We start from the raw sequence: 20873 nt of genomic DNA on the forward strand, positions 1-20873 counted from the left end.
CGGATGATCACATCCGCCGCTTGGCGGGCGAGGAGCGCGAAGGGCTTATCCACCTTGGGCGAAATCGCGCAGTGGCCCTGCCCTACGGGAAAGCCCCCCGGAACCTGCCGAAATCAAAACTGCGGATCATCCCTTCGGCACATGTGTCGACCCCGCAACCGGCCTGACGTTAGCAATTCGTCAGTTGCCTTTTCACCCGGAAGCCCGCGCCCTTGGACCAATGTCGCAGGCTCTTGCATGTCAGAGGTCCGGCTCTGTCATCCAGACACAGCCGTCGCGCAGGGTGATGGAAACGGGCGACAGGCGCTGACCCAGGCAAGGGCCGATCACGCATGCGCCGTCCTCGATTTGGAACAGGGCGCCGTGGGCCGCACACATGATATGGCTGCGGTCGCCGTTGAGGAATTCGTTCTTCTTCCACGCCATCCGCGCCCGGTCGTAATGCGGGCAGGCGTTGCGATAGGCGTACACCCGCCCCCCCCGGCGCACGATGAACATCGTGTCGCGCCCGGTCTTCCCGGGGTCGAACCCCCGGGAATGGCCGTCGGGGATATCCTCGATACGGCAGAGCAACAGCCCCGCCGCCCCTGGCGTCACGGCTTGCCCTTGCCCGGAGGCGGGCCGCCGGGCGCCCATTTCTCGACATTCTCGAACAGGAACATCTGCGAGGCATCCTTGGTCATCTCGGTCTCGCGATGGATCCAGTCGCCGTCGTGCTTGTCCATGTCGGCATCGTATTCGACATGGGTGCCCAGCGGCGAATTGAAGTACCAGAACCAGTTCGATCCGAACTTGTGCCGCCCCGGGCCCCAGAAGCTTTCGTAACCCTTCTTCACCATGCGCGAGCCGGCCAGCATCAGCTCGGTCGGGCCCTGCATGTGAAAGGCCAGGTGCTCCAGCCCCTGCATGTATTCCGGCGTCTGGATCATGAACAACACATGATGATCGTCATTCGCCTGCGGCCGCAGGAACGGCCCGGTGTTCGAGAACTTGTCGGTGATCACGAAATTCAGCCGGTCGATGTAGAACCGGGCCATCTTTTCCATGTCGGGCGTGAAATAGACGATATGGCTCAGCGTGCGCGGCTTGGCTGGGGCATCCTCGTTGGCGCCGATCACGTTGGGCGCGCGGCCGGGCGTGGCGCCGGGCGAGTTGATCATCTCGGCCGGCAGGTCCAGCTTGCGCCGGGTGGTGATGCGGAAGGCGATCTCGAAATTGCAATCGTCGCGGGTTTCCAGCGTGCCGTCGTTCCGGCGGGTGACCTCGCGATCCTTGCGCAGCTCGGCCTCGATCGCGTCCAGCGCCGCCTGGTCGGTCACGCCCCAGATCGTCTGGCGCAGCATGTTGTTGGTGCGCAGCGGCGGCGGCAACGAGGCGTCGTCGCGGTGGCGCAGGGTGATGGCGGTGCCGTCGAGCGCCTCGTAACTGCCGCCCTCGGGGCCGTCCTGCGTGGCCGTCAGCCCGTAATCCGCAAGAAAGGTCTTGCAGGCGTCCATGTTGTCGACGCCGAAGATCAGCTCGTCCGGTCCGATGATGTTCATGTCTGGTATCCTCGATCGCTCGCGGCGCGATGGGAAAGCCGGACCCGACACGGCCGTCCTCCCCTCTGCCCCCATCTGCGGCGTCACCCTAGTGATCGGCCTGGCATTTCAAAAATTGTATCTCTGGATGGGGGTCATTGACGCGGTGAATGGAATGGCGCCGCCGGACCCGGCGCGCAAGAGGACTTGCGCCGGGCCGGAAAGTGGTGCCAGTTTTGGTATTCAGGCGATCCAACTTGTCCATGGCAGGCATTGAGGTCGTGAATGATCCGACGGTGGAGGATGCCGACGGGCCAGCCTTGGGAGGGGCAAGCATGCGGTTCAAGAGGCTCGATCTCAACCTTCTGGTGGCGCTGGATCACCTGCTGGAGCTGCAATCGGTCAGCGCCGCCGCCGACCGGATGCACATGAGCCAGTCGGCCATGAGCAATGCGCTGACCCGGCTGCGCACCTATTTCGACGACCCCCTGCTGGTGCAGGTCGGTCGCCGGATGATGCTGACGCCGCGCGCCGAAGGCATGCGCGAGGCGATCCGCGACATCCTCGTGCGGGTCGAGGCCACGATCGAGACCGACCCCGTGTTCCGCCCGGAGAATTCGGACCGCCAGTTCTCGATCCTGCTGTCGGATTACTCGATGCAGGTCCTGCTGCCGCATCTGCTGGCGCTGACCCATGCGCAAGGGTCGCGCGTGCGGTTTCGCCTGCTGCCGCAGACCGAACAGCCCTTCGTCATGCTGGAACGCGGCGAGGCCGACCTGCTGATCTCGCCCCAGCAATTCTGCTCGCCCGATCACCCCTCCGAAGAGCTGTATCGCGACCGCTACGTCTGCCTGGCCTGGGCCGAGGGTGCGCATGCGCAGGGCCCGTTGACGGCGGAGGGCTTCCAGGCCGCCGGCCATGTGGTCATGGTTCCGCCCAACAATGCGCATTCGGTCGAATCCGACATGCTGGCCCGGCTCGGTGTGACCCGGCGGGACGAGGTCACGACCTATGCCTTCTCGGCGCTGCCCGAACTGGTCGTCGGCACCGACCGCATCGCCACCGTGCACGAACACATCGCGCGCAAGGCGCTGAAGGCCTTTCCGCTGGTGATGCATGACGTGCCGTTCCGCTTCGATCCCTTGTCGCAACATATGCAATGGCACGAATACCGCGCCCATGATCCCGGGATCATCTGGCTGCGCGATGCGCTCACGCAGGCCGTGCAGCGGATGCAAACCCATTGACACGGTGAATGCATCCGATTGCACCTTTCAATTTTTCACATGCCCGAGCCCTGACTAAGGTCCCCCACGACGAGTTGAAGGGGGAGGACCGTCATGAAGCTCAATTCCATTCTGATCGTGGGTGGCGGCATCGGCGGGCTGACTGCCGCCATCGCGCTGAGGCGCAAGGGGTTTCCTGTCGAGATCGTCGAGCGGGATGCTGAATGGACCGTCTACGGGGTCGGCATCATCCAGCAATTCAACGTGCTGCGCGCGATGGCCTCGCTCGACCTGCTCGACGCCTACATGTCCAGGGCCTACGGGTTTGACCGCACCCGCATCTTCAGCCCCGCCGGCAAGGTCGCCGATTTCGACGCGCCGCGGCTGGCGGGTGAACAATATCCCTCGAACGCCGGGATCCGCCGGCCTGCGCTGCAAAAGGTGCTGGCCACCCGGGCAGAAGAGCTGGGCGTCGGCATCCGGCTGGGCGTGACCGTAGAGGCCATGTCCGATGACGGTGACGGCGTCGACGTGGTGTTTTCCGACGACACTGTCGGGCGTTACGATATCGTCATCGGAGCCGATGGGGTGTTTTCCCGCACCCGGACCCAGATCATGGCCGACGCGCCGCAGCCGCGCTACACCGGCCAGTGGGTCTGGCGCTACAACCTGCCGCAGATGCCCGACCTTGCCGGCATCGACCTGTTCGTCGGCCCCTGCAACGCCGGCCTCGTGCCGATTGGCGACGATACGATGTACATGTTCCTGCTCTCGCAGGAGGAACCGGGGTTCAAGCTCGACACCAACGGTGCCGCCGCCGCCATGCGCGCACGCGCGGGTGTCGCGCCGCCGATCATCGCCGGGCTGGTCGAGGACGTGACCCGCGACGATGGCGTTGTCGGACGCCCGCTCGAGGTGATCTTTCTCGATGGCGCCTGGCACAGCGGGCGGGTCGTGCTGCTGGGCGATGCCGTCCATGCCTCGACCCCGCATCTGGCGCAGGGCGCGGGCATGGCGATCGAGGATGCCATCGTTTTGGCCGAGGAATTGTCGGAACAGGACACGCCCGAGGCCGCCTTTACCGCCTATCGCGACCGCCGTTTCGAGCGCGCGCGCTTTGTCGCCGAAACCTCGATCCGCATCGGCGACATGCAGATGGGCAAGGTCCCGCCCTTCGACGTCAACGAATTGCAGGGCCGCGCCATCGCCATGATGGCCGAGCCGATCTGAGCCGACCTGCCCCAACTCAATCCGACGACCCAGGAGCGCCGCATGGCCCTTTTTGAATATTTCCCGAATTATGTCTGGAACCTGTCGATGTCCATCGCGGTCGCCAGCGGCGCCGAGCTGGGCGAGATCATGGACATGTGCAAGCCGCTGCTGGAAAAGGCCGAAGCCGGAGAGGACGCGGGCACCGGCGCCTTCATGGAGCAGTGGGTTGCCCAGGCCGACAAGCTGTCCGAGCTCGCCGCCGAGGACGAGGCCGCGGGGCGGCTCCTGTCCGCCTCCGACAAGCTCTATCGTGCCGCGCTTTACTACATCACCGCCGAGCGGATGCAGGGACAGGGCCATCCCGGCCGGGAAGAAACCTATGCAAAGGGGCTCCAGGCCTTCTCGCGTTACATCTACTTCGGGGGAATCAACGCGCAGCGGGTCGAAATCCCCTATGGCGACAAGGTGCTTGCAGGCTATTTCACCCGCGCGGCCGGAGTTCAGGGGCCCGCGCCCGCCGTTCTGTTCCTCAACGGGCTCGACAGCTGCAAGGAGCTGCTCTGGGGCTCGCGCCTGCCCGAGGCGCTGGCCCGGCGTGGCATTTCCTGCCTGTCGCTCGACCAGCCCGGCACCGGCGAGGCGCTGCGGCTGCAGGATCTGCCGGCCTTCCCGGAATCGGAACGCTGGGGCACGCCGGTCTATGAATGGCTGGCCGCCCGCGACGATGTGGACGGCGCGAAGGTTGGCGTGACCGGCATTTCACTCGGCGGCTATTACGCGCCGCGCGTCTGCGCCAACGAGCCGCGCTTTGCCAGCGGCGCGGTCTGGGGCGCCAATCACAACTGGATCGAGGTGCAGCACCGCCGGCTGAAACGCGAGGGCGAGAACCCGGTGCCGCATTATTGGGCCCATGTGCAATGGGTCTTCGGCGCCAGCGACCGCGACGATTTCTTCGCCCGGGCCGGGGCCATGCATCTGAACGGGCAGATGGAGAAGATCCGCGTGCCCTTCCTGGTCACTCACGGCGCGAAGGATCGCCAGATCAGCCTCGATTACGCCCACCAGAGCTATGACCAGCTGGTCAATTCCCCCCGGCGCGAGCTGAAGATCTTCACCGACCGCGAAGGCGGGGTGGAACATGTGGGGGCCGACAACATGAGCTTTGGCCGCAGCTACATCGCCGACTGGTTCGCCGAGACGCTCGGCGGTCGGGTGGCCTGAGATGACTGAATTCACCCTGCACGCCGCGCCGGGCACCTGCGCCCGGGTTCCCCTGATCGCGCTCGAAGAGGCCGGGGCCGATTTCGACGTGGCGCTGGTGCGCTTCATGAAAGGCGAACACCGCGCTCCGGCCTATCTGGCGCTGAACCCCAAGGGCAAGGTGCCGCTGCTGGTCGCCGATGGCGTGCCGATCTCGGAGAACGTGGCAATCGCGCGGTTCCTGGCTGCGCGGTTCCCGAAGGCCGGGCTGTTGCCGGTGACCGAGGATCCGCTGGCCGAAGCGCAGGTGACAGGTGACCTGGCATTCTGCGCCGCCACGCTGCACCCGCTGGTCACCCGGATCCGGATGCCCGGCTTCATGGTCGATGGCGACGAGGCCGCCGCCTCGGTCCGGGCCCGGGCAATCGAGGCGATGCGGCCGATGGCCGACGTGGTCTCGGCCCGGCTGAATGGACAGGACTGGTGGTACGACAGCGGCTGGTCGATTTTGGACGCCTATGTCTACTGGGTCTGGTTCCGCATCACCGGAGCCGGCTTTCCGGCCGAAGACTACCCCACATGGGCCGCCCATGCCGCCCGGATGGAGACCCGCCCCGCCGTCGCCCGCGCACTGGCCCGCGAGGCCGACATGACCGCGCAGCTGGAGCGCGAAGGCCTGGCCTTCCGGCCCGCCTGAGACCGCCCGCAACAGGGAGAGACCCCATGAGACTGGCCACCCTGCCGGATGGCACACCCGACGGACGCCTGCACCTTGTCAGCCGCGACAACCGCCGGTGCGCACCCAGCCAGACAGCCCGGACGCTGCAGGCTGCGCTGGATGACTGGGCGAGACTGGAACCCGGCCTGCGCGCGGAACAGGAGGCGCTCGACACCGGCGGAGGTCAACCGTTCGACCCGTCCCGCGCCCTCGCCCCATTGCCGCGCGCCTGGCAATGGCTGGACGCATCGGCCTTCGACACCCATGGCGAGCTGATGGCCCGCGCCTTCGGCATGGATCCCGCGCCGCGCGACCGGCCGCTGATGTACCAGGGCCTGTCCGACCGTTTCCTGTCGGGCACCGAGGATGTCGCCCTGCCCTCCGAGGACGACGGGATCGATTTCGAAGGCGAATTCGGCGTGATCTGCGATGCCGTGCCCATGGGCGCCACGCCCGCGCAGGCAGCGGCCCATATCCGCCTGCTGGTCCAGATCAACGACTGGTCCCTGCGCACCATCGCCCCCGTCGAGATGAAAACCGGCTTCGGCTGGGTCCAGGCCAAGCCCGCCTGTTCGGTTGCCCCCGTTGCCGTGACGCCGGATGAACTCGGCCCGGCCTGGCATGACGCGCGGGTTCACCTGCCGCTGGTGATCGACTGGAACGGCCGCCCTTTCGGGGCCGCCAGCGGGGGCGAGATGGCCTTTGGCTTCGACGACCTCGTCGCCCATGCCGCGCGTACGCGGCAGCTGGTTGCCGGCACGATCATCGGGTCCGGCACGGTGTCGAACGCCAATCATGCCACGGTCGGGTCGTCCTGCATTTCCGAGGTGCGGGCCATCGAAATGGCCGGAACCGGCCAGATCGCCACGCCTTTCATGGCCTTCGGCGACCGGGTGCGGATGGAGGCGAAGACCGCCGACGGCCAACCGCTCTTCGGGCCCATCGACCAGAGGATCGTCCGGGCCTGACCGCCGGATAACAGGAGGAGAGACCATGACACGCAGGATCATCGACCTGTCCGTAACCCTGACCGACCGGGTGAAATCCGACCCACCGGGACTTGGGCCGAAGATCACCCATGTGGGCCACGATGCGGGGGCCGCGGAATTCGAGGCGATGTTCGGCATTCCCGTTGACCATCAGCTCGACGGCAAGGGCGCGGCGGTCGAACGGGTCGAGATGACGACGCACAACGGCACACATCTCGACGCTCCGTGGCACTACCATCCCACGATGAACGGCGGCGAGCGGTCGATGACCATCGACGAGGTGCCGCTGGACTGGTGCATCGGACCGGGCGTAAAGCTGGACTTCCGCGACCGGCCCGACGGCCACGTGATCTCGGCGCGGGAAGTCGAGGACGAGCTGGCGCGCATCGGCCATGACCTGCAACCGGGCGATATCGTGCTGGTCAACACCCGCGCGGGCGCGCGCTATGGCCAGGACGATTACGTCGCCAGCGGCTGCGGCATGGGCCGCGAGGCAACGCTGTACCTGACCGCGCGCGGCATGCGGGTCTGCGGCACCGACGCCTGGAGCTGGGACGCGCCGCTGATGTCGCAGATGGCCCGGATCCGCGAGACCGGCGAGTGGTCGCTGTTCTGGGAAGGCCACAAGGCCGGGGCCGAAGCCGCCTATTGCCACATGGAAAAGCTCGCCAACCTCGACCAGTTGCCGGCCTACGGGTTCGAGGTGATGTGCTTTCCGGTCAAGGTCGAACGCGGCTCCGCCGGCTGGTGCCGAGCGGTGGCCCGGCTGGACGGCGATGACTGAGGCGGCGGCCGCGGCCCTGCCCCGGGCGCCCGCCATTCTTGACCGCTCCGGCGCGGCGCTGTCGGCGCTGGCCGTGCTGGGCATGTTGCTGGGCGCGCTGGTGATCGTGACGGATGTGCTGCTGCGCTGGCTGATGGGATCGGCCGTCGTGGCGCTGAACGAGGTCATGAGCCATGTCTTCGCCGTGGCCGTCGCGGCGACCCTGCCTGCGGGTGCGGTGCGGCGGGTCAACCTCAGGGTCGACCTGCTGGGCCGACAGATCGGAGAGCGGCTGTCCGAATGGCTGACGCTGTGCGGATCGCTGCTGCTGGCGCTGTTCTTCGGGTTGCTGGCCTGGCACATCTGGGGCCAGGCGGTGAAATTCCAGGCCCAGGGCCGGGCGACGCTGCTGCTGAACTGGCCGCTTGCCCCCACCAGCTATGCGGTCGCTGCCGCGCTCTGGATGGCGGTGGCGGTGCAGCTCTGGAATGCCGCCAGGGATCTGCGGGCCTGCCTGCGGACCGGGGGGCGCGGACCGAGCCTGTCGGGTGCTCTGGTGACCGGGCTGCTGGCCTTGTCGGTTGCCGGCCTGATCGGCTGGGCCATCGCCGATTTCGACGGGCTCGCCGGGCTTGCCATGCAGAAGCCGGGCCTGGCCGTGGCTGTGGCGTTTGCGCTGCTCTGGCTCGGGGTCCTGTCGCAGCTGCCGCTGGCGGCGGTGTCGGGGCTGCTGGGGCTGGGCGGCACGGCGCTGTTCATCGGCGCGGCCTCGGCCGGAAAGGTGCTGGCCACGGATGCGACCGAATTCCTGACCAACGCCCAGATCGCCACCCTGCCGCTGTTCCTGATGATGGGCAGCTTTGCCGTGGCGGCGGGCATTTCCGACGACATCTACCGGCTGGCCAACGCGCTTCTCGGCCGGGTGCGCGGTGGCCTGGCTTATGCCACCGTCGCCGGCTGCGCCGGGTTCGGCGCGGTCAGCGGGTCGTCGGTCGCCACCGCGGCCACCTTCGGGCGCATCGCCCTGCCACAGATGCAGGCGCGCCACTATGGCCCCGGCTTTTCCGCCGGCGTGGTCGCCGCGGGGGGCACGCTTGGCGCATTAGTGCCGCCCTCGGGCGCGATCATCCTCTTTGCCCTGCTGACCGAGCAATCCATCGCCGTGCTCTTCGTCGCCGCCATGGTCCCTGCCCTGCTGGCCCTGCTGCTCTACTTTGCCACCATCTGGATCGTCGTCCGCACCGATCCCGAAGCCGCACCCGACACCGTCGCCGCACCCGACCCGCTGGGCCCGGCGCTGAAAGGCGCGCTGCCGGTGGCGCTGTTGTTCGGCACCGTGATCGGCGGGCTCTACGGAGGCGTCTTCACCGCGACCGAAAGCGCCGCCGTGGGTGCGGTGGGCGCCTTCCTCATGGCGCTTCTGCGGGGCAAGCTGAACCGCAGGCGGTTCCTGTCGGTCATGTCGGAAACCACGGCCACCACCGCGCTGATCTACGGGCTGATCTTCGGCGCGCTGATCTTTTCGTTCTTCGTCAACCTCGGCCAGGTGCCCGAGCTTCTGGCACAATGGATCGCGGGGTTTGACATGCGCCCGGTGCTGGTTCTGGCGGCGCTGCTGGTCTTCTACCTGGTGCTGGGCGCGGTGATGGACAGCTTCGCGGTCATGGTCATCACCGTCCCGGTGGTCACGCCGATCGTCCTTGGCCTTGGGTACGACATCTATTTCTGGGGCGTTCTGATGCTGGTGGTTGTCGAGATCGGCCTGATCACGCCACCCTTCGGGCTGAACCTCTTCGTGCTCAACAGCCTGCAGCCGGACGTCCCGATCTCGCGTGTCATGAAGGGAGTCCTGCCCTTCATCCTCGCCGATATCGTCAAGATTGTCCTGCTGGTGGCCTTTCCCGCCCTCGCGCTCTGGCTGCCCTCTACCATGTGACCCAAAGCAAAAGGGCCGGACGAACGTCCGGCCCTTCCCTGCCCTTTGCGCGCCTCACTCGGCTGCGGCCAGCTCCTGCCTGAATGTCTCGATCAGCTCGGCGCCGCCCGGCACCCGCTCGGCGAAACCGGCCTCGATCCCCGGCCCCAGCTTTTCCATCATCGCCTGCACGTCGGCCTCTGACGCATGGGTCAGCGTATGGCCCTCCTGTGCGGCGACCATCTCCATCGCGCCCTGTTCCCATTGGTCGATGAACTGGCCGAAACCGCGCGAGGCCTCGCAACCGGAATGGGCTTCCAGCACCGCCTTGGCATCGTCCGACAGACCGTCCCAGGTGGAGCGCGCCATGAACACCATGCCCATCGCGCCGCCCAGCGGGGCGACGAGGTGGTCCGTCGTCACCTCGTCCAGCCGGAAGGCCGGGAAGGCGGTGAAGTTCAGGATCGTGCCATCCGCCGCGCCGCGCTGCAGCGCCTCGTATTGCTCGGTGATGTTGAACGACAGCGGTGCACCGCCATTCGCCCCCACGATGGCCGCCGCCGCCGGACTTGAGGTGATCACCTTCTTGCCCGCGATCCCAGCGAAACTGTCGGTCTGAGACTTGTTCAGATGCAGCGAGGATTGCGGGAATTCCGCGAAGAGCAGCGGCACGATATCGGTGAATTCCTCATCGAAAGCGCCGCTTTCGTACATCCGGCACAGCGCGACCGAGCCCTGTTCGGAACTCTCGACCATGAACGGCAGGGTCGACACCAGCGTTCGCGGGAACCGGCCCGGGTTGAACACGGTCATGCCCCAGGCGATCTGCACGACATCATCGGCAACGCGGTCGTAGAAATTGGTGTGATTGGCCAGCATCGGCCCGTGCCGGATGTCGATTTCCAGCGCACCGCCGGCCTCGGCATTGATCTTCTCGGCCCAGGGGATCAGGAACCCCTGGTTGAGCGGCACCTGTTCCGGGTTGGTGGTGGCAAAGATCAGCTCTTGCTGGGCCGTGGCCAGCGCGGGCAGCAGCGCCGCCGCCGTGGCAAGCAGCGCGGTTCGGATACATGTGGTCAAGTTGTCCTCCCATCTTCGCCGGCACGACACCGGCCGGCGATTGCGGCGCGAGGATAGGTCGCCCAGAGGTGGTTCAAAAACTCAATCCGGGAATGGATGACATTGATCCGGTGAATGGCGGCCCAGGTATCAACCCGGTGATTGCCAGCCCTCATCCAAACAGATCCGGATCGTCCGCGATGATGCATGCCATTAAAACTAATGATTTTTTGAAGGCCATTCCGGCCGCTAACCTCGTGTCCTGACCCCGGGCGCCCTCGGGGAGATCCGCATGGCCCACCCCTGCGGAGGTGACGTGGCGCCCGTGCGAAGGGTCGGAACGAGGGAGAGAAATCCATGACATTCACCAAACGCGCGCTGGCCGCGTGCCTGATCCTTATTGCCTCGCACGCAGCCGCCCAGAGCGGCCCGCCGGCGGGCCGGCCACCGCTGCCGCCGGGCGCGATGGCGCAGATCAATCTCGGCAAGGCCGGGCTGCTGGAATCCTTTTATTCCAGCGACCAGTTCGGCACGGTCCAGGCCCGGATCGGCCAGTCGCGCTCGACCATCGGGGCCGCGACCGTGCCCGGCGCCCCGCCCCTGACCTACCGCGACGAGACCTCGGCGCTGATCACGCCGCTGAACGTCCTGGTGCCGCTGGCCGACGGCAAATCCTATATCCGTTTCGGCGTGACCGGCACCTTCGGCAATGGCCGGCCCAACCCGGTGGAGCTGGACACGACCGTGGGCCGCGCCGATATCGAATACCTGCGGTTCCCGGATGCCAACACGATGATCGGCCTGGGCCTGCTGCTGGAAAGCTCGGGCACCGATATCGTCGGGTCGGGCACCGTCGATCGCCAGGGCCACGGGCTGCGCTTCGATGTCATCCGCAAGTTCAACGATCAATGGGGTGTCGCGGGCCGCGCCGAATATTCCTGGGGCGAAACCGATCTGCGGGTGGCCGCCGGGCCGGGCGTGACGCTGCAACATGTGCAGGGCGACGACCGGCTTTACACGCAGGCGGAATTCATCGGCCAGTACCGGCGCGAGGATATCGGCTGGATCCCCGGAGGATGGGTCATGCGGCCGACCCTCGGCATCCAGTTCCAGCGCAATTTCGTCGAAGCCACGGCCGACAGTTTCGGCGTGGTGTCCTCCGGCGTGGTCGGGCCGATCGAGAATTACGGGACCACATGGGCCTATCTGAAAATGGAAAAGGAAGTGCCTCCGGGCGGCTGGGCACCGAAGTTCGGTCTGGGGATCGAGTATGAATACATCAACAACCTCGATCTCTATACCGACGAGCCGGTCTTTGCCGTGGGCTCGCTGGGCGTCTCGAAGATGCTGCGCAACGGCACGCGGTTCGACTTTGTCTTCACCCGCCACCAGGGACTGAACGGCACCCGCTGGAACCAGAGCCTGGTGACAGCGCTGACCGTGCCGTTCTGAGGTCAGTGTATAACAGTCCCTTGGACAGGCCGCCCCTGCTGATCTCACCAAGCCCCTGACCCCGCCGGATCGGCGACGGTCAGGGGCGCGGGCATCATCCAAGTGTCGGTCAGAAACTGTAGAGAAGACCGAACTGTGCGCCGACCGCGGCATTCTGGTCGATGATCGGGCTGTCGCTCACGCTGTCCGGCAGGAACTCGGCGCGAAGGTTGGCGATGAAGCGCAGGTTCTGCGTCAGAGGATAGACCGCACCCATTGAGACGAAGGGAACGGTGGTGGCGCCGGGCTCGTACCGCGGCCGGTCGTCGCGCGCCTCCCACGGGTAGACGCCATAGAGTTCGGCCGACAGATCCCCGCTCCGCCATGTCGCGCCCGCGGCGACGTTCAACGCCATGCGCCTCACCGGGACGTTGTGCCGCAAGGACAGGGTCACCTCCTGACCGTCGTGTTCGCCAGACACGTCCACCAGCCCGCGCGCGACAAGTTCGGTCCTGTCCGTCAGGGAAAAGCGGGCCTGAAGCCCGGCATCTATGGTAATGTCCCGGTCGATCCCGCGCAGCTCGGTCGCGTTGACATCGACGAGCGAGAACAGGCGTGGCGCCACGACGGCGCTGAGCACCATGTTCTCGCGCGAGAGCAGGCTGACCCGAAGGCCATCGGGCAGACCGAAGGAGAAGGCCTCGCTTTCGTACCTGAGCACCGGGAGCACGAACTGATCGCTGTCGCCGCCGAGGTAGATATCGTTGCCGAAGCCGCCGATCACACCGATCGTGAAGCCGTTCGGCCGTTCCTGTGCCGTGATGCTTGAGGGGAGTGAGGCCAATGCCACCCCGATCCCCGCGGCCCGCGCCAGTGCGGCCACGCCGCTGAAAGGTCTTCCCATGCTCACCCCTGATGATTGCCTGCCTGTTCGGGGTGGTTCTAGCGGCGTGGCCGTAAACCGCGGTCAAGACTGTGTAAAGCTGGGTAAATTTCCGGGCCCGGCACGAGGTCAGCGGAGCGGCTGCAGGCGATCCGGTTCGCGCGGTTGCATCGGGATCTCCATGGCCACGATCAGCCCGCCGCGTCGCGATGCCATCGCCCGGATCCGGCCGCCATGGCGTTCGATGGCATGCCGGGCGATGGCAAGCCCCAGCCCAAAGCCGCCGGGCCGCGCCAGATCGCCACCGCGGGAGAACGGCTGGAAGATCCGGTCGAGCTCCTTGCGGTCGACCCCGGGACCGCTGTCCTCGATCTCGACCTCAAGATGCGCATCGGTCACCGCGCAACGGACTTCCACCGCCGTGCCCTGCGCGGTGAATTTCGTGGCATTCCGGATGACGTTCTCCAGCGCCCGATAGATCAGCTCTCCGTCCACGTCGGCAAGGAAGGATCCCGGGTGGTCGGTCGTGACAGCCACGTTGCGCGACTGTGCCTCGAAGGTCGCGTCGAGCAGGATGTCGTTCAGGATCTCGATGACATCCAGCCTCTGGGTCTGCAGGGCCGTCCCGGAGCGGTTCGACAGCCGCGCGAGCGTCAGGATCTCGCCGACCAGCCCGTCCAGCCGTTCGATCTCGCGGTCCATCCGGTCGAGCATGGCGTCGAGTTTTGCCGGGCTTTTCCGCAGGATACCCGTCACCGCCTGAAGCCGTGACAGGGGCGAGCGCAATTCATGGGACACGTCGTGAAACAACCGCTGCTGGGCATCCCGATGCTCTTGCAGGCGCTCTGCCGTCCGGTCGAAATCGCAGGACAGCTGGGCGATCTCGTCGCGGCGCGCGGCCAGGACACCGGCGATGCGGACATCGAACTGCCCCTGCGCCAGCGCGCTGAGACCATCGCGCAGCAGGACCACCGGGCTGACCAGGTTGCGGGCCAGAAGCCCTGCGGCGATCATGCTGGCCGTCAGCACCGCAAGGCCCAGCATGACCGGCGCCAGCCTGTAGGGCAGCAGCTTGTCGGGCGGCTCCACCGTCACCAGATGGCAGCGGCCGTCCCACAGCACGCCGCGGCTTTCCTCGGTATCCGGCCGGGCGCAGGCGCCGGGATCGGGCGTTATGGCAAGGCCAAGCGGCAGCTGTGCTTCGCTGGTGGCGGCAAATCGCGCGGCAGCCTCGGGGCCTTCGTCGGTGAGGATCGCGCGGGCCAGGTCGAGGACGATCTCGCGCTTCTGGATCTCCAGTTTCGTCGCGGCGGGAGAGGCCCGCAGCGCGTTCAGGATCAGGATCATCGCCAGGATCGAGCCCAGCATCGAGACCCCGATCACGACGAGGTATTTCAGGAACAACGCGCGCATGTCAGTCGATCAGCAGCTGATAGCCCTGCCCCCGGACCGACTGGATATGCGATTGCCCGTCGTCGCGGCGCCCGAGCTTCTGGCGCATGGAGCTGATGTGCACGTCGATGCGGCGGTCGAACGGGGTGACCGGCTTGCCGAAGACGCGCTTTGATATCTCGTGTTTCGAGACCAGCTGCCCGGCCTGCCGCGCGAGCACTTCGAGCAGGCTGAACTCTGTTCCGGTCAGGACCAGCGGATGGCCTTGCCATTCCGCCGTCCGGCTGCCGGGGAACAGCACCAGTTGACCCGCGCGCAGGGGAAGGATGCTGCCGTTTCCGCGTTGTCCGGCGCGGCGCAGGATCGCCCGGATACGCGCCTCGAGCTCTCCCGGGGAGCAGGGCTTGGGCACATAATCGTCGGCCCCCAGGTTCAGCCCGGTGATCCGGTCTATGTCATCGCCGCGGGCCGTCAGCATCAGGACGGGGATCTGACTGCGCGCCCGGATCCTCTGGAGGATCTCGATCCCGCTCATGCGGGGCATCATGATGTCGAGCACAATCAGGTCAACCCCGTTGCCGCAGGCGGCGGCCACTGCCGCGCGTCCGTCCGAGGTCGTGGACACGTCATAGCCTTCCTCCGACAGGTATTCCTGCAACAAGGTCGTCAACTCTTCGTCGTCATCGACCAGCAGGACTTTTGTCACCGTCGCCATCTCTTCCCCCGTTTCAGCCCTCATACAACAGGAGCTTGGCTGCACGGGGGGATTTTACCGAACTTAACATTGCCTTGACCGCACTTGACCTTCGACCCGCTACATCTGGCCCCGAGACGTCGCCATTCGCCGAGGCCCAACATTGTCCAGCACCCGACGTTCGTCCTTTCGGCTTTGGCTGATCCTTCCCGCCGCCGCGATCCTGATCCGGCTGGCCATGGCGCCGGCCATGATGCTCGCGCTCTGGGGGACCGTCTTTCAGGACGTCCCGGTGCCCGATCTGCACCATCTTCTTCGTCAACATGTTTCGCTGCTGCTCGGCAGTCTCGGAAAGGAATGATCCATGAGCCTGGACGGTTCGTCGAACAATCGGAAAGTCGTCGTCATGACCGGCGCGACCAGTGGCTTCGGAGCCCGGACGCTGCGGCGTCTTGCGGCCGAGCCCGGCACGACCGTCATCGTGGGGGCGCGTGGCCTTGACCGCAACGTCCCGCCCGGCGTCGAGGTCCTGCCGCTGGATCTGTCCTCCCTGGCGAGCGTTCGGGCCTTCGTCGATATGCTCGAACACCGTCTTCAGGAGATCTCCATAGATGTGCTCATTCTCAACGCCGGCCTGCACGGGTCCGAAGCCGACCAACTGAGCGAGGACGGCTATGGGCTGACCTTCGCGGTCAATCACCTGGCACATTACCTGATGGCGCGTCTCTTGCTGCCGCGCATGGCAGATCGCGGCCGGATGGTGATCACATCCAGCAACATGCACAATCCCCCGTTCAAGCGGCTTGCGCCGAAGGGCCTTGACCTTGACGAATGGGCACATCCGACGCCGAAAGGACCCGGCACCGGCGTGCGATCCTATTGCGCATCCAAGCTGTGCAACCTGATGACAGCGCAGACTTTCGCACGGCTCCCCGAGGTCCGGGCGCGCGGTATCGACATCTTTGCCTTCAATCCCGGGCTGACCGGAGGTGCCGGCGGCGGAGACGCGTCGGCGCTGCAGAGGGTCGCCGTGCGCGTCCTGATGCACACGGTCTTTCCGCTCATCGGGCTCTTTGTCCCCGAATTCAACATGAACTCCCCCGAGCATTCGGGCCAGATGCTCGCGGATGTCGCGAATGGCTGGTTCGACGTTCCGGATGATGGTGTCTACGTGTCTCTTGTCAGGGGAATTCCGACATTCCCCGCGCCATCCGAACTGGCCCGGGATCGCGATGCCCAGGAGCGTTTGTGGCGGGACAGCGCTGCGATGGTCGGTCTCGAAGAGGAGCAGGACGCCAAGTGGCTGCGACTGCAGCAAGTGCAATGAGCAAGAACGCACAAGCCCCCGCCCCGCTGGATTTCCGTGACGAGCCTGGGTCGTCGCGGTCGAAGTGGGTGGCGGGTTTGCTGGCGGTTGCGCTGGTCGGCTGGATGGGCAGCGGGATCATCCTGCCGGCGCCCGACGATGCCGCCGAGGCGCCGGTCGATGCCGCCGCGGCCGTGGCCGTGTCGGTTCGCGACAGCCGGGCCGAACGCGTGACCAAGACCTTTTCCGCGCAGGGCCAGGCCCAGCCGGACCGGCGCGCCATCCTGCGGCCCCAGACCACCGGCGAGGTCATCGACCTGCCCGCGCGCAAGGGCCAGACGCTGGCCGCCGGCGACGAGATCGCCCGGCTCAGCACCCGCGAGCTGGAAGCCCGGGTGCAGCAGGCCCGGCAGGAACTGGTGCGCGCCGAGGAGGACAATACCAGCACACAATCCCTGGTCGACCGGGGCATCGCCACCGCCGCCCGCCTGCGCGAGACCCGCGCGGCGCTGGCCGCCGCCCAGGCCCAGCTGACCCAGGCCGAGGAAGGCCTGGATGCCGCGGTGATCCGGGCGCCCTTTGACGGCCGGCTCGACAGCCTCGACCTGGAGATCGGCGCATTTGCCACGGCCGGCAACGAGGTCGGCATCCTGCTCGACACCGATCCGCTGCGCATCGTCATCCAGGTGCCCCAGCAATCCCTGGCCCTGATCCGCGCGGGCCAGGAGGCCGGCGTGACCTTCATCACCGGCGAGGAACGCACCGGCACCATCGAATATGTCAGCCGCGATGCCGTGGCCGAGACCCGCACCTTCCGCGCCGAGATCACCGTGCCCAACCCCGACGGGGCCATCGCCTCGGGCCTGTCGGTGCAGGTGCGCATCCCGACCGAGGACGTCACCGCCCATTTCGTCTCGCCGGCGATCCTGTCGCTCAGCGAGGACGGGCGGCTGGGCGTCAAGACCGTCGACGCGGCCGACAAGGTGGTGTTCCACGAGGTGGTCGTCGAACGGGCGCAGCGCGATGGTGTCTGGATCAGCGGCCTGCCCGAAGAGGCCCGGATCATCACCATCGGCCAGGGCTTCGTGTCGCAGGGCGAGACGGTCGATCCCACGGCCGATCCCGACACCGTGGCCGCCGCCGATGTCGCGCTGCCCGGCGGCACCGGCACGGAGATCGAGTGATGAACGCGCTGATCGACGCGGCCTTCAGCCGGACGCGGGTGGTCCTGCTGCTGCTTGTCGCCATCCTGACCATCGGGGCCGTGGCCTACCGGACCATCCCCAAGGAAAGCTTTCCCGAGGTCCAGATCCCCACGGTCTATGTCTCGACCTCGCTCGAAGGGATTTCGCCCGAAGATGCCGAACGGCTGCTGGTCAAGCCGCTGGAGACCGAGCTGGCGGCGCTGACCGGGCTCAATTCGATGACCGGCACGGCGGCCGAGGGCCATGCCAGCGTGCAGCTGGAATTCGATCCGGGCTTTGACCCGGATACCGCGCTGGACAAGGTGCGCGAGGCCGTCGACCGGGCGGCCAACGACCTGCCCACCGATGCCACCGACCCGACCGTGACCGAGGTCAACACCGCGCTCTTCCCGATCCTGACGGCGATCCTGTCGGGCCCGGTGCCCGAACGCACGCTGAACGCGCTGGCCAATGACCTGAAGGACCGTCTTGAAGGGCTGTCGGGCGTGCTCGAGGTCGATGTCGCCGGCGAGCGGGTCGAGATGCTGGAAGTGCTGATCGACCCCACCGTCTTCGAGACCTACAACCTGTCCTTCGACGAACTGACCAGCCAGATCAGCCGCAACAACCTGCTGATCGCCGCCGGCGCGATCGAGAACGGCGCCGGGCGGATCGTGCTGAAGGTGCCCGGGCTGATCGAGGATGTCGGCGACGTGATGGAGATGCCGGTCAAGGTCTCGGGCGACACCGTCGTGACCTTTGCCGACGTGGCCACGGTGCGCAACACCTTCGAGGATCCGACCAGCTTTGCCCGGATCAACGGCCAGCCGGCGCTGGCGCTGGAGGTGAAGAAACGCAGCGGTGCCAACATCATCGAGACCGTCGACCTGGTGAAACAGGCCATTGCGGCCGAACAGGCCAACTGGCCCGACAGCGTGCGCATCAACTACATGCAGGACGAGAGCAAGCAGGTGCAGACCATGCTGGCCGACCTGGAATCCAACGTCATCGCGGCGGTGCTGCTGGTGATGATCGTGATCGTCTGGTCGCTGGGCCTGCGCTCGTCGATCCTGGTCGGGCTGGCCATCCCCGGGGCCTTCCTGGCCGGTGTCACGGTGCTGTTCTTCATGGGCTACACGATGAACATGGTGGTGCTCTTCAGCCTGATCCTCGTGGTCGGCATGCTGGTCGACGGCGCCATCGTGACCGTCGAACTGGCCGACCGCCTGCTCAGCGAGGGCCGCGCGCCCAGGGAGGCCTATGCCGCCGCCGCCAAGCGCATGGCCTGGCCGATCATCGCCTCGACGGCCACGACGCTCAGCGTGTTCTTCCCCCTGCTCTTCTGGTCCTCGACGGTGGGCCAGTTCATGAAGTTCCTGCCGATCACCGTGATCTTCACGCTGGCCGCCTCGCTCTTCATGGCGCTGATCTTCATCCCCGTGCTCGGCGGGCTGATCGGCAAGCGCCAGCCGCAGACGGCCGCCCAGCAGATGCAGATCGCCGCCGCCGAACATGGCGACCCCCGGCAGATGACCGGCGCCGGCGGGCTCTACGTGCGTGCGCTGGAATGGGCGATCCTGCGGCCGGGCCGGACCGTGATCTTCGCCGTGCTGGCGCTGGTCGCCTCTTTCATCTGCTACGGCCAGTTCGGCACGGGCATTTCCTTCTTCCCCGAATCCGAGCCCGATTTCGTGCAGGTCGAGGTCCGCGCCCGCGACAATTTCTCGATCTACGAGAAGGACAGCCTGGTGCGCCAGGTCGAGACCCGGCTGCTGGAGTACGGCGAGCTGGCCAGCGTCTATGCGCGCACCGGGTCGGACCGGCAGGCCGACGAAGAGGTCATCGGCACCGTGCAGCTGGAGCTGACCGACTGGGACACCCGCCGCCCGGCCGCCGAGATCATCGAGCAGATCCGCACCGAGATGCGCCGCATCCCGGGCATCGACGTGCAGGTCCAGGTGCAGGAAGGCGGGCCGTCGCAGGGCAAGCCGGTCAACCTCGAGGTCGTCTCGCGCGATGGCGAGGCCCGCGTGGCGACGATCCAGGCCGTGCGCGCGGCGATGGAGCGGATCGGCGGCTTCACCGACATCACCGACACCACGCCGCTGCCCGGCGTCGAATGGGAGATCCACCTCGACCGCTCCGAAGCGGCGCGGTTCGGTGCCGACGTCGCGCTGCTGGGCCAGGCGATCCAGCTGCTGACCCAGGGCATCACCATCGCCGATTACCGCCCCGACACGGCCGAGGACGCGGTCGACATCCGCATCCGGTTCCCCGCCGGCGAACGCTCGCTGGCCGAGCTGGAAAGCCTGCGGGTGCCGACCAATGCCGGGCTGATCCCGATCACCAATTTCGTCAGCTTCACCCCCGCCCCCCGCAGCGGGACCATCAAGCGGATCGACCAGGAGCGGGTGACAACCCTGTCGGCCGATGTCTCGCCCGGCCTGCTGGTCAACGACCAGATCGTCACCCTGCGCGGCGCGATCATGGCGATGGACCTGCCCGACACCGTGTCCTGGTCCTTTGCCGGCGAGGCCGAGGACCAGGCCGATGCGATGATCTTCCTGGTCAGCGCCTTCATCGCGGCGATCGGGCTGATGATGCTGGTGCTGCTGATCCAGTTCAACAGCTTCTACCAGGCCTTCGTCATCATGATCGCCATCGTCTTTTCGATTGCCGGGGTGCTGCTGGGCCTGACGCTGACGGGCCGGCCCTTCGGCGTGGTCATGGGCGGCATCGGGGTCATCGCGCTGGCCGGGATCGTGGTGAACAACAACATCGTGCTGATCGACACCTACAACGACCTTCGCGCTGCGGGCATGTCGCCCTTGGAGGCCGCCCTGCGCACCGGCGCCCAGCGCCTGCGGCCGGTGGTGCTGACCTCGGGCACCACGGCGCTTGGGCTCGCGCCCATGGTCATCGGGGTCAGCGTCGATTTCTTCCGGCGCGAGATCGTCCATGGCGCGCCATCCACCCAGATGTGGATCGAGCTGAGCTCGACCATCGCCGGCGGCCTGATGTTCGCGACGATCCTGACGCTGATCGTGACCCCCGCCATGCTGATGCTGGGCGAGAAACGCGCCAACCGCCGGCTGCGCGGCGCCCCCGCCACAAAGGCCGTCCCCGCGGAATAGGGCCGTTTGGACGTCCGGAGAGGCAATCAACCGGCGCATCGCGGCCTGGGCGGTGGCTGCCCTGCCCAGGCCGGCCAATGGGATGATTGCCCCCAGCCGGAAGCAGGGGCCGGACGCGGCCGGGAATCTGAGAGGCGGGCAAGACGCCATGGCCACAGCAAGGCCACCCTGCCCGCCCCACCCGCCCTGCCCCGTGCCCGGACGCGCAAGTCGGGACCCCCGCCCTGCCACAACGGGACGCGCAAAT

At 66.8% G+C, this 20873-nt stretch carries 20 protein-coding genes; 14 read left to right on the forward strand and 6 right to left on the reverse strand.

The window, feature by feature from the left end; translation table 11 throughout:
• Positions 1-240: 240 nt before the first annotated feature.
• On the reverse strand, positions 241-597 hold the full coding sequence (locus ACK3BB_RS17310; protein ID WP_428925887.1) for a Rieske (2Fe-2S) protein: 357 nt from the start codon (positions 595-597) through the stop codon (positions 241-243).
• Positions 594-1541: a VOC family protein gene (locus tag ACK3BB_RS17315; RefSeq protein WP_428925888.1), complete on the reverse strand. Its 948-nt coding sequence runs from the start codon at positions 1539-1541 to the stop codon at positions 594-596. Before ACK3BB_RS17315 ends, ACK3BB_RS17310 begins: the two co-directional genes overlap by 4 nt.
• Here ACK3BB_RS17315 and ACK3BB_RS17320 point away from each other — a divergent pair.
• The 8 genes from ACK3BB_RS17320 to ACK3BB_RS17355 all read left to right on the forward strand — a co-directional run bounded on the left by ACK3BB_RS17320 (position 1540) and on the right by ACK3BB_RS17355 (position 9564).
• Positions 1540-1797, forward strand: coding sequence for a hypothetical protein (locus tag ACK3BB_RS17320; RefSeq protein ID WP_428925889.1), 258 nt, complete (start codon positions 1540-1542; stop codon positions 1795-1797). The two genes, ACK3BB_RS17315 and ACK3BB_RS17320, sit on opposite strands and share 2 nt — an antisense overlap.
• 58 nt (positions 1798-1855) lie before the next feature.
• Complete coding sequence (locus ACK3BB_RS17325; RefSeq protein ID WP_428925890.1) at positions 1856-2767, forward strand: LysR family transcriptional regulator; 912 nt, start codon at positions 1856-1858, stop codon at positions 2765-2767.
• A gap of 93 nt (positions 2768-2860) precedes the next feature.
• Positions 2861-3976: an FAD-dependent monooxygenase gene (locus ACK3BB_RS17330; RefSeq protein ID WP_428925891.1), complete on the forward strand. Its 1116-nt coding sequence runs from the start codon at positions 2861-2863 to the stop codon at positions 3974-3976.
• A gap of 42 nt (positions 3977-4018) precedes the next feature.
• Complete coding sequence (locus tag ACK3BB_RS17335) at positions 4019-5179, forward strand: alpha/beta hydrolase family protein (RefSeq protein WP_428925892.1); 1161 nt, start codon at positions 4019-4021, stop codon at positions 5177-5179.
• A 1-nt stretch (position 5180) separates the two neighbouring features.
• Positions 5181-5855 (forward strand): glutathione S-transferase family protein, encoded by a 675-nt coding sequence (locus ACK3BB_RS17340; protein WP_428925893.1) that lies wholly within the window; start codon positions 5181-5183, stop codon positions 5853-5855.
• Positions 5856-5881: 26 nt separating this feature from the next.
• Complete coding sequence (locus ACK3BB_RS17345) at positions 5882-6844, forward strand: fumarylacetoacetate hydrolase family protein (protein ID WP_428925894.1); 963 nt, start codon at positions 5882-5884, stop codon at positions 6842-6844.
• 25 nt (positions 6845-6869) lie between these two features.
• Positions 6870-7649 (forward strand): cyclase family protein, encoded by a 780-nt coding sequence (locus tag ACK3BB_RS17350; protein ID WP_428925895.1) that lies wholly within the window; start codon positions 6870-6872, stop codon positions 7647-7649.
• Entirely contained in the window at positions 7642-9564 is a 1923-nt protein-coding gene (locus ACK3BB_RS17355; protein ID WP_428925896.1) for a TRAP transporter large permease subunit, read from the forward strand. Before ACK3BB_RS17350 ends, ACK3BB_RS17355 begins: the two co-directional genes overlap by 8 nt.
• 54 nt (positions 9565-9618) lie before the next feature.
• Here ACK3BB_RS17355 and ACK3BB_RS17360 read toward each other — a convergent pair whose 3' ends face one another.
• On the reverse strand, positions 9619-10623 hold the full coding sequence (locus tag ACK3BB_RS17360; RefSeq protein ID WP_428925897.1) for a TRAP transporter substrate-binding protein: 1005 nt from the start codon (positions 10621-10623) through the stop codon (positions 9619-9621).
• Positions 10624-10715: 92 nt separating this feature from the next.
• Here ACK3BB_RS17360 and ACK3BB_RS17365 point away from each other — a divergent pair, with 92 nt between their 5' ends.
• Positions 10716-10868 carry a hypothetical protein gene (locus ACK3BB_RS17365; RefSeq protein ID WP_428925898.1) on the forward strand — a complete coding sequence of 51 codons (153 nt, stop codon included), beginning with the start codon at positions 10716-10718 and terminating at the stop codon, positions 10866-10868.
• A gap of 91 nt (positions 10869-10959) precedes the next feature.
• Positions 10960-12054 (forward strand): hypothetical protein, encoded by a 1095-nt coding sequence (locus tag ACK3BB_RS17370; RefSeq protein ID WP_428925899.1) that lies wholly within the window; start codon positions 10960-10962, stop codon positions 12052-12054.
• Between the two features lie 109 nt (positions 12055-12163).
• Here ACK3BB_RS17370 and ACK3BB_RS17375 read toward each other — a convergent pair whose 3' ends face one another.
• The 3 genes from ACK3BB_RS17375 to ACK3BB_RS17385 form a co-directional block, all read right to left on the reverse strand.
• A complete protein-coding gene (locus tag ACK3BB_RS17375) occupies positions 12164-12937 on the reverse strand; it encodes a MipA/OmpV family protein (protein WP_428925900.1) in 774 nt (257 codons plus the stop codon).
• Between the two features lie 108 nt (positions 12938-13045).
• A complete protein-coding gene (locus ACK3BB_RS17380) occupies positions 13046-14329 on the reverse strand; it encodes a HAMP domain-containing sensor histidine kinase (RefSeq protein WP_428925901.1) in 1284 nt (427 codons plus the stop codon).
• A 1-nt stretch (position 14330) separates the two neighbouring features.
• Positions 14331-15023 (reverse strand): response regulator, encoded by a 693-nt coding sequence (locus ACK3BB_RS17385; protein ID WP_428925902.1) that lies wholly within the window; start codon positions 15021-15023, stop codon positions 14331-14333.
• A gap of 142 nt (positions 15024-15165) precedes the next feature.
• Between ACK3BB_RS17385 and ACK3BB_RS17390 the strand changes: the two genes are divergently transcribed.
• From ACK3BB_RS17390 to ACK3BB_RS17405, 4 genes are read left to right on the forward strand one after another with little or no spacing between them, the layout of a single operon-like run.
• Positions 15166-15363, forward strand: a complete 198-nt coding sequence (locus tag ACK3BB_RS17390) for a hypothetical protein (RefSeq protein ID WP_428925903.1) — start codon at positions 15166-15168, stop codon at positions 15361-15363.
• Between the two features lie 3 nt (positions 15364-15366).
• Positions 15367-16329 (forward strand): SDR family NAD(P)-dependent oxidoreductase, encoded by a 963-nt coding sequence (locus ACK3BB_RS17395; RefSeq protein WP_428925904.1) that lies wholly within the window; start codon positions 15367-15369, stop codon positions 16327-16329.
• Positions 16326-17492 carry an efflux RND transporter periplasmic adaptor subunit gene (locus tag ACK3BB_RS17400; protein WP_428925905.1) on the forward strand — a complete coding sequence of 389 codons (1167 nt, stop codon included), beginning with the start codon at positions 16326-16328 and terminating at the stop codon, positions 17490-17492. The genes ACK3BB_RS17395 and ACK3BB_RS17400 overlap by 4 nt, the downstream gene beginning before the upstream one ends.
• Positions 17492-20626 carry an efflux RND transporter permease subunit gene (locus ACK3BB_RS17405; protein WP_428925906.1) on the forward strand — a complete coding sequence of 1045 codons (3135 nt, stop codon included), beginning with the start codon at positions 17492-17494 and terminating at the stop codon, positions 20624-20626. The genes ACK3BB_RS17400 and ACK3BB_RS17405 overlap by 1 nt, the downstream gene beginning before the upstream one ends.
• The last annotated feature ends 247 nt before the right edge of the window (positions 20627-20873 follow it).

Source organism: Marinibacterium sp. SX1, from assembly GCF_050389775.1.
GTDB lineage: Bacteria > Pseudomonadota > Alphaproteobacteria > Rhodobacterales > Rhodobacteraceae > Marinibacterium.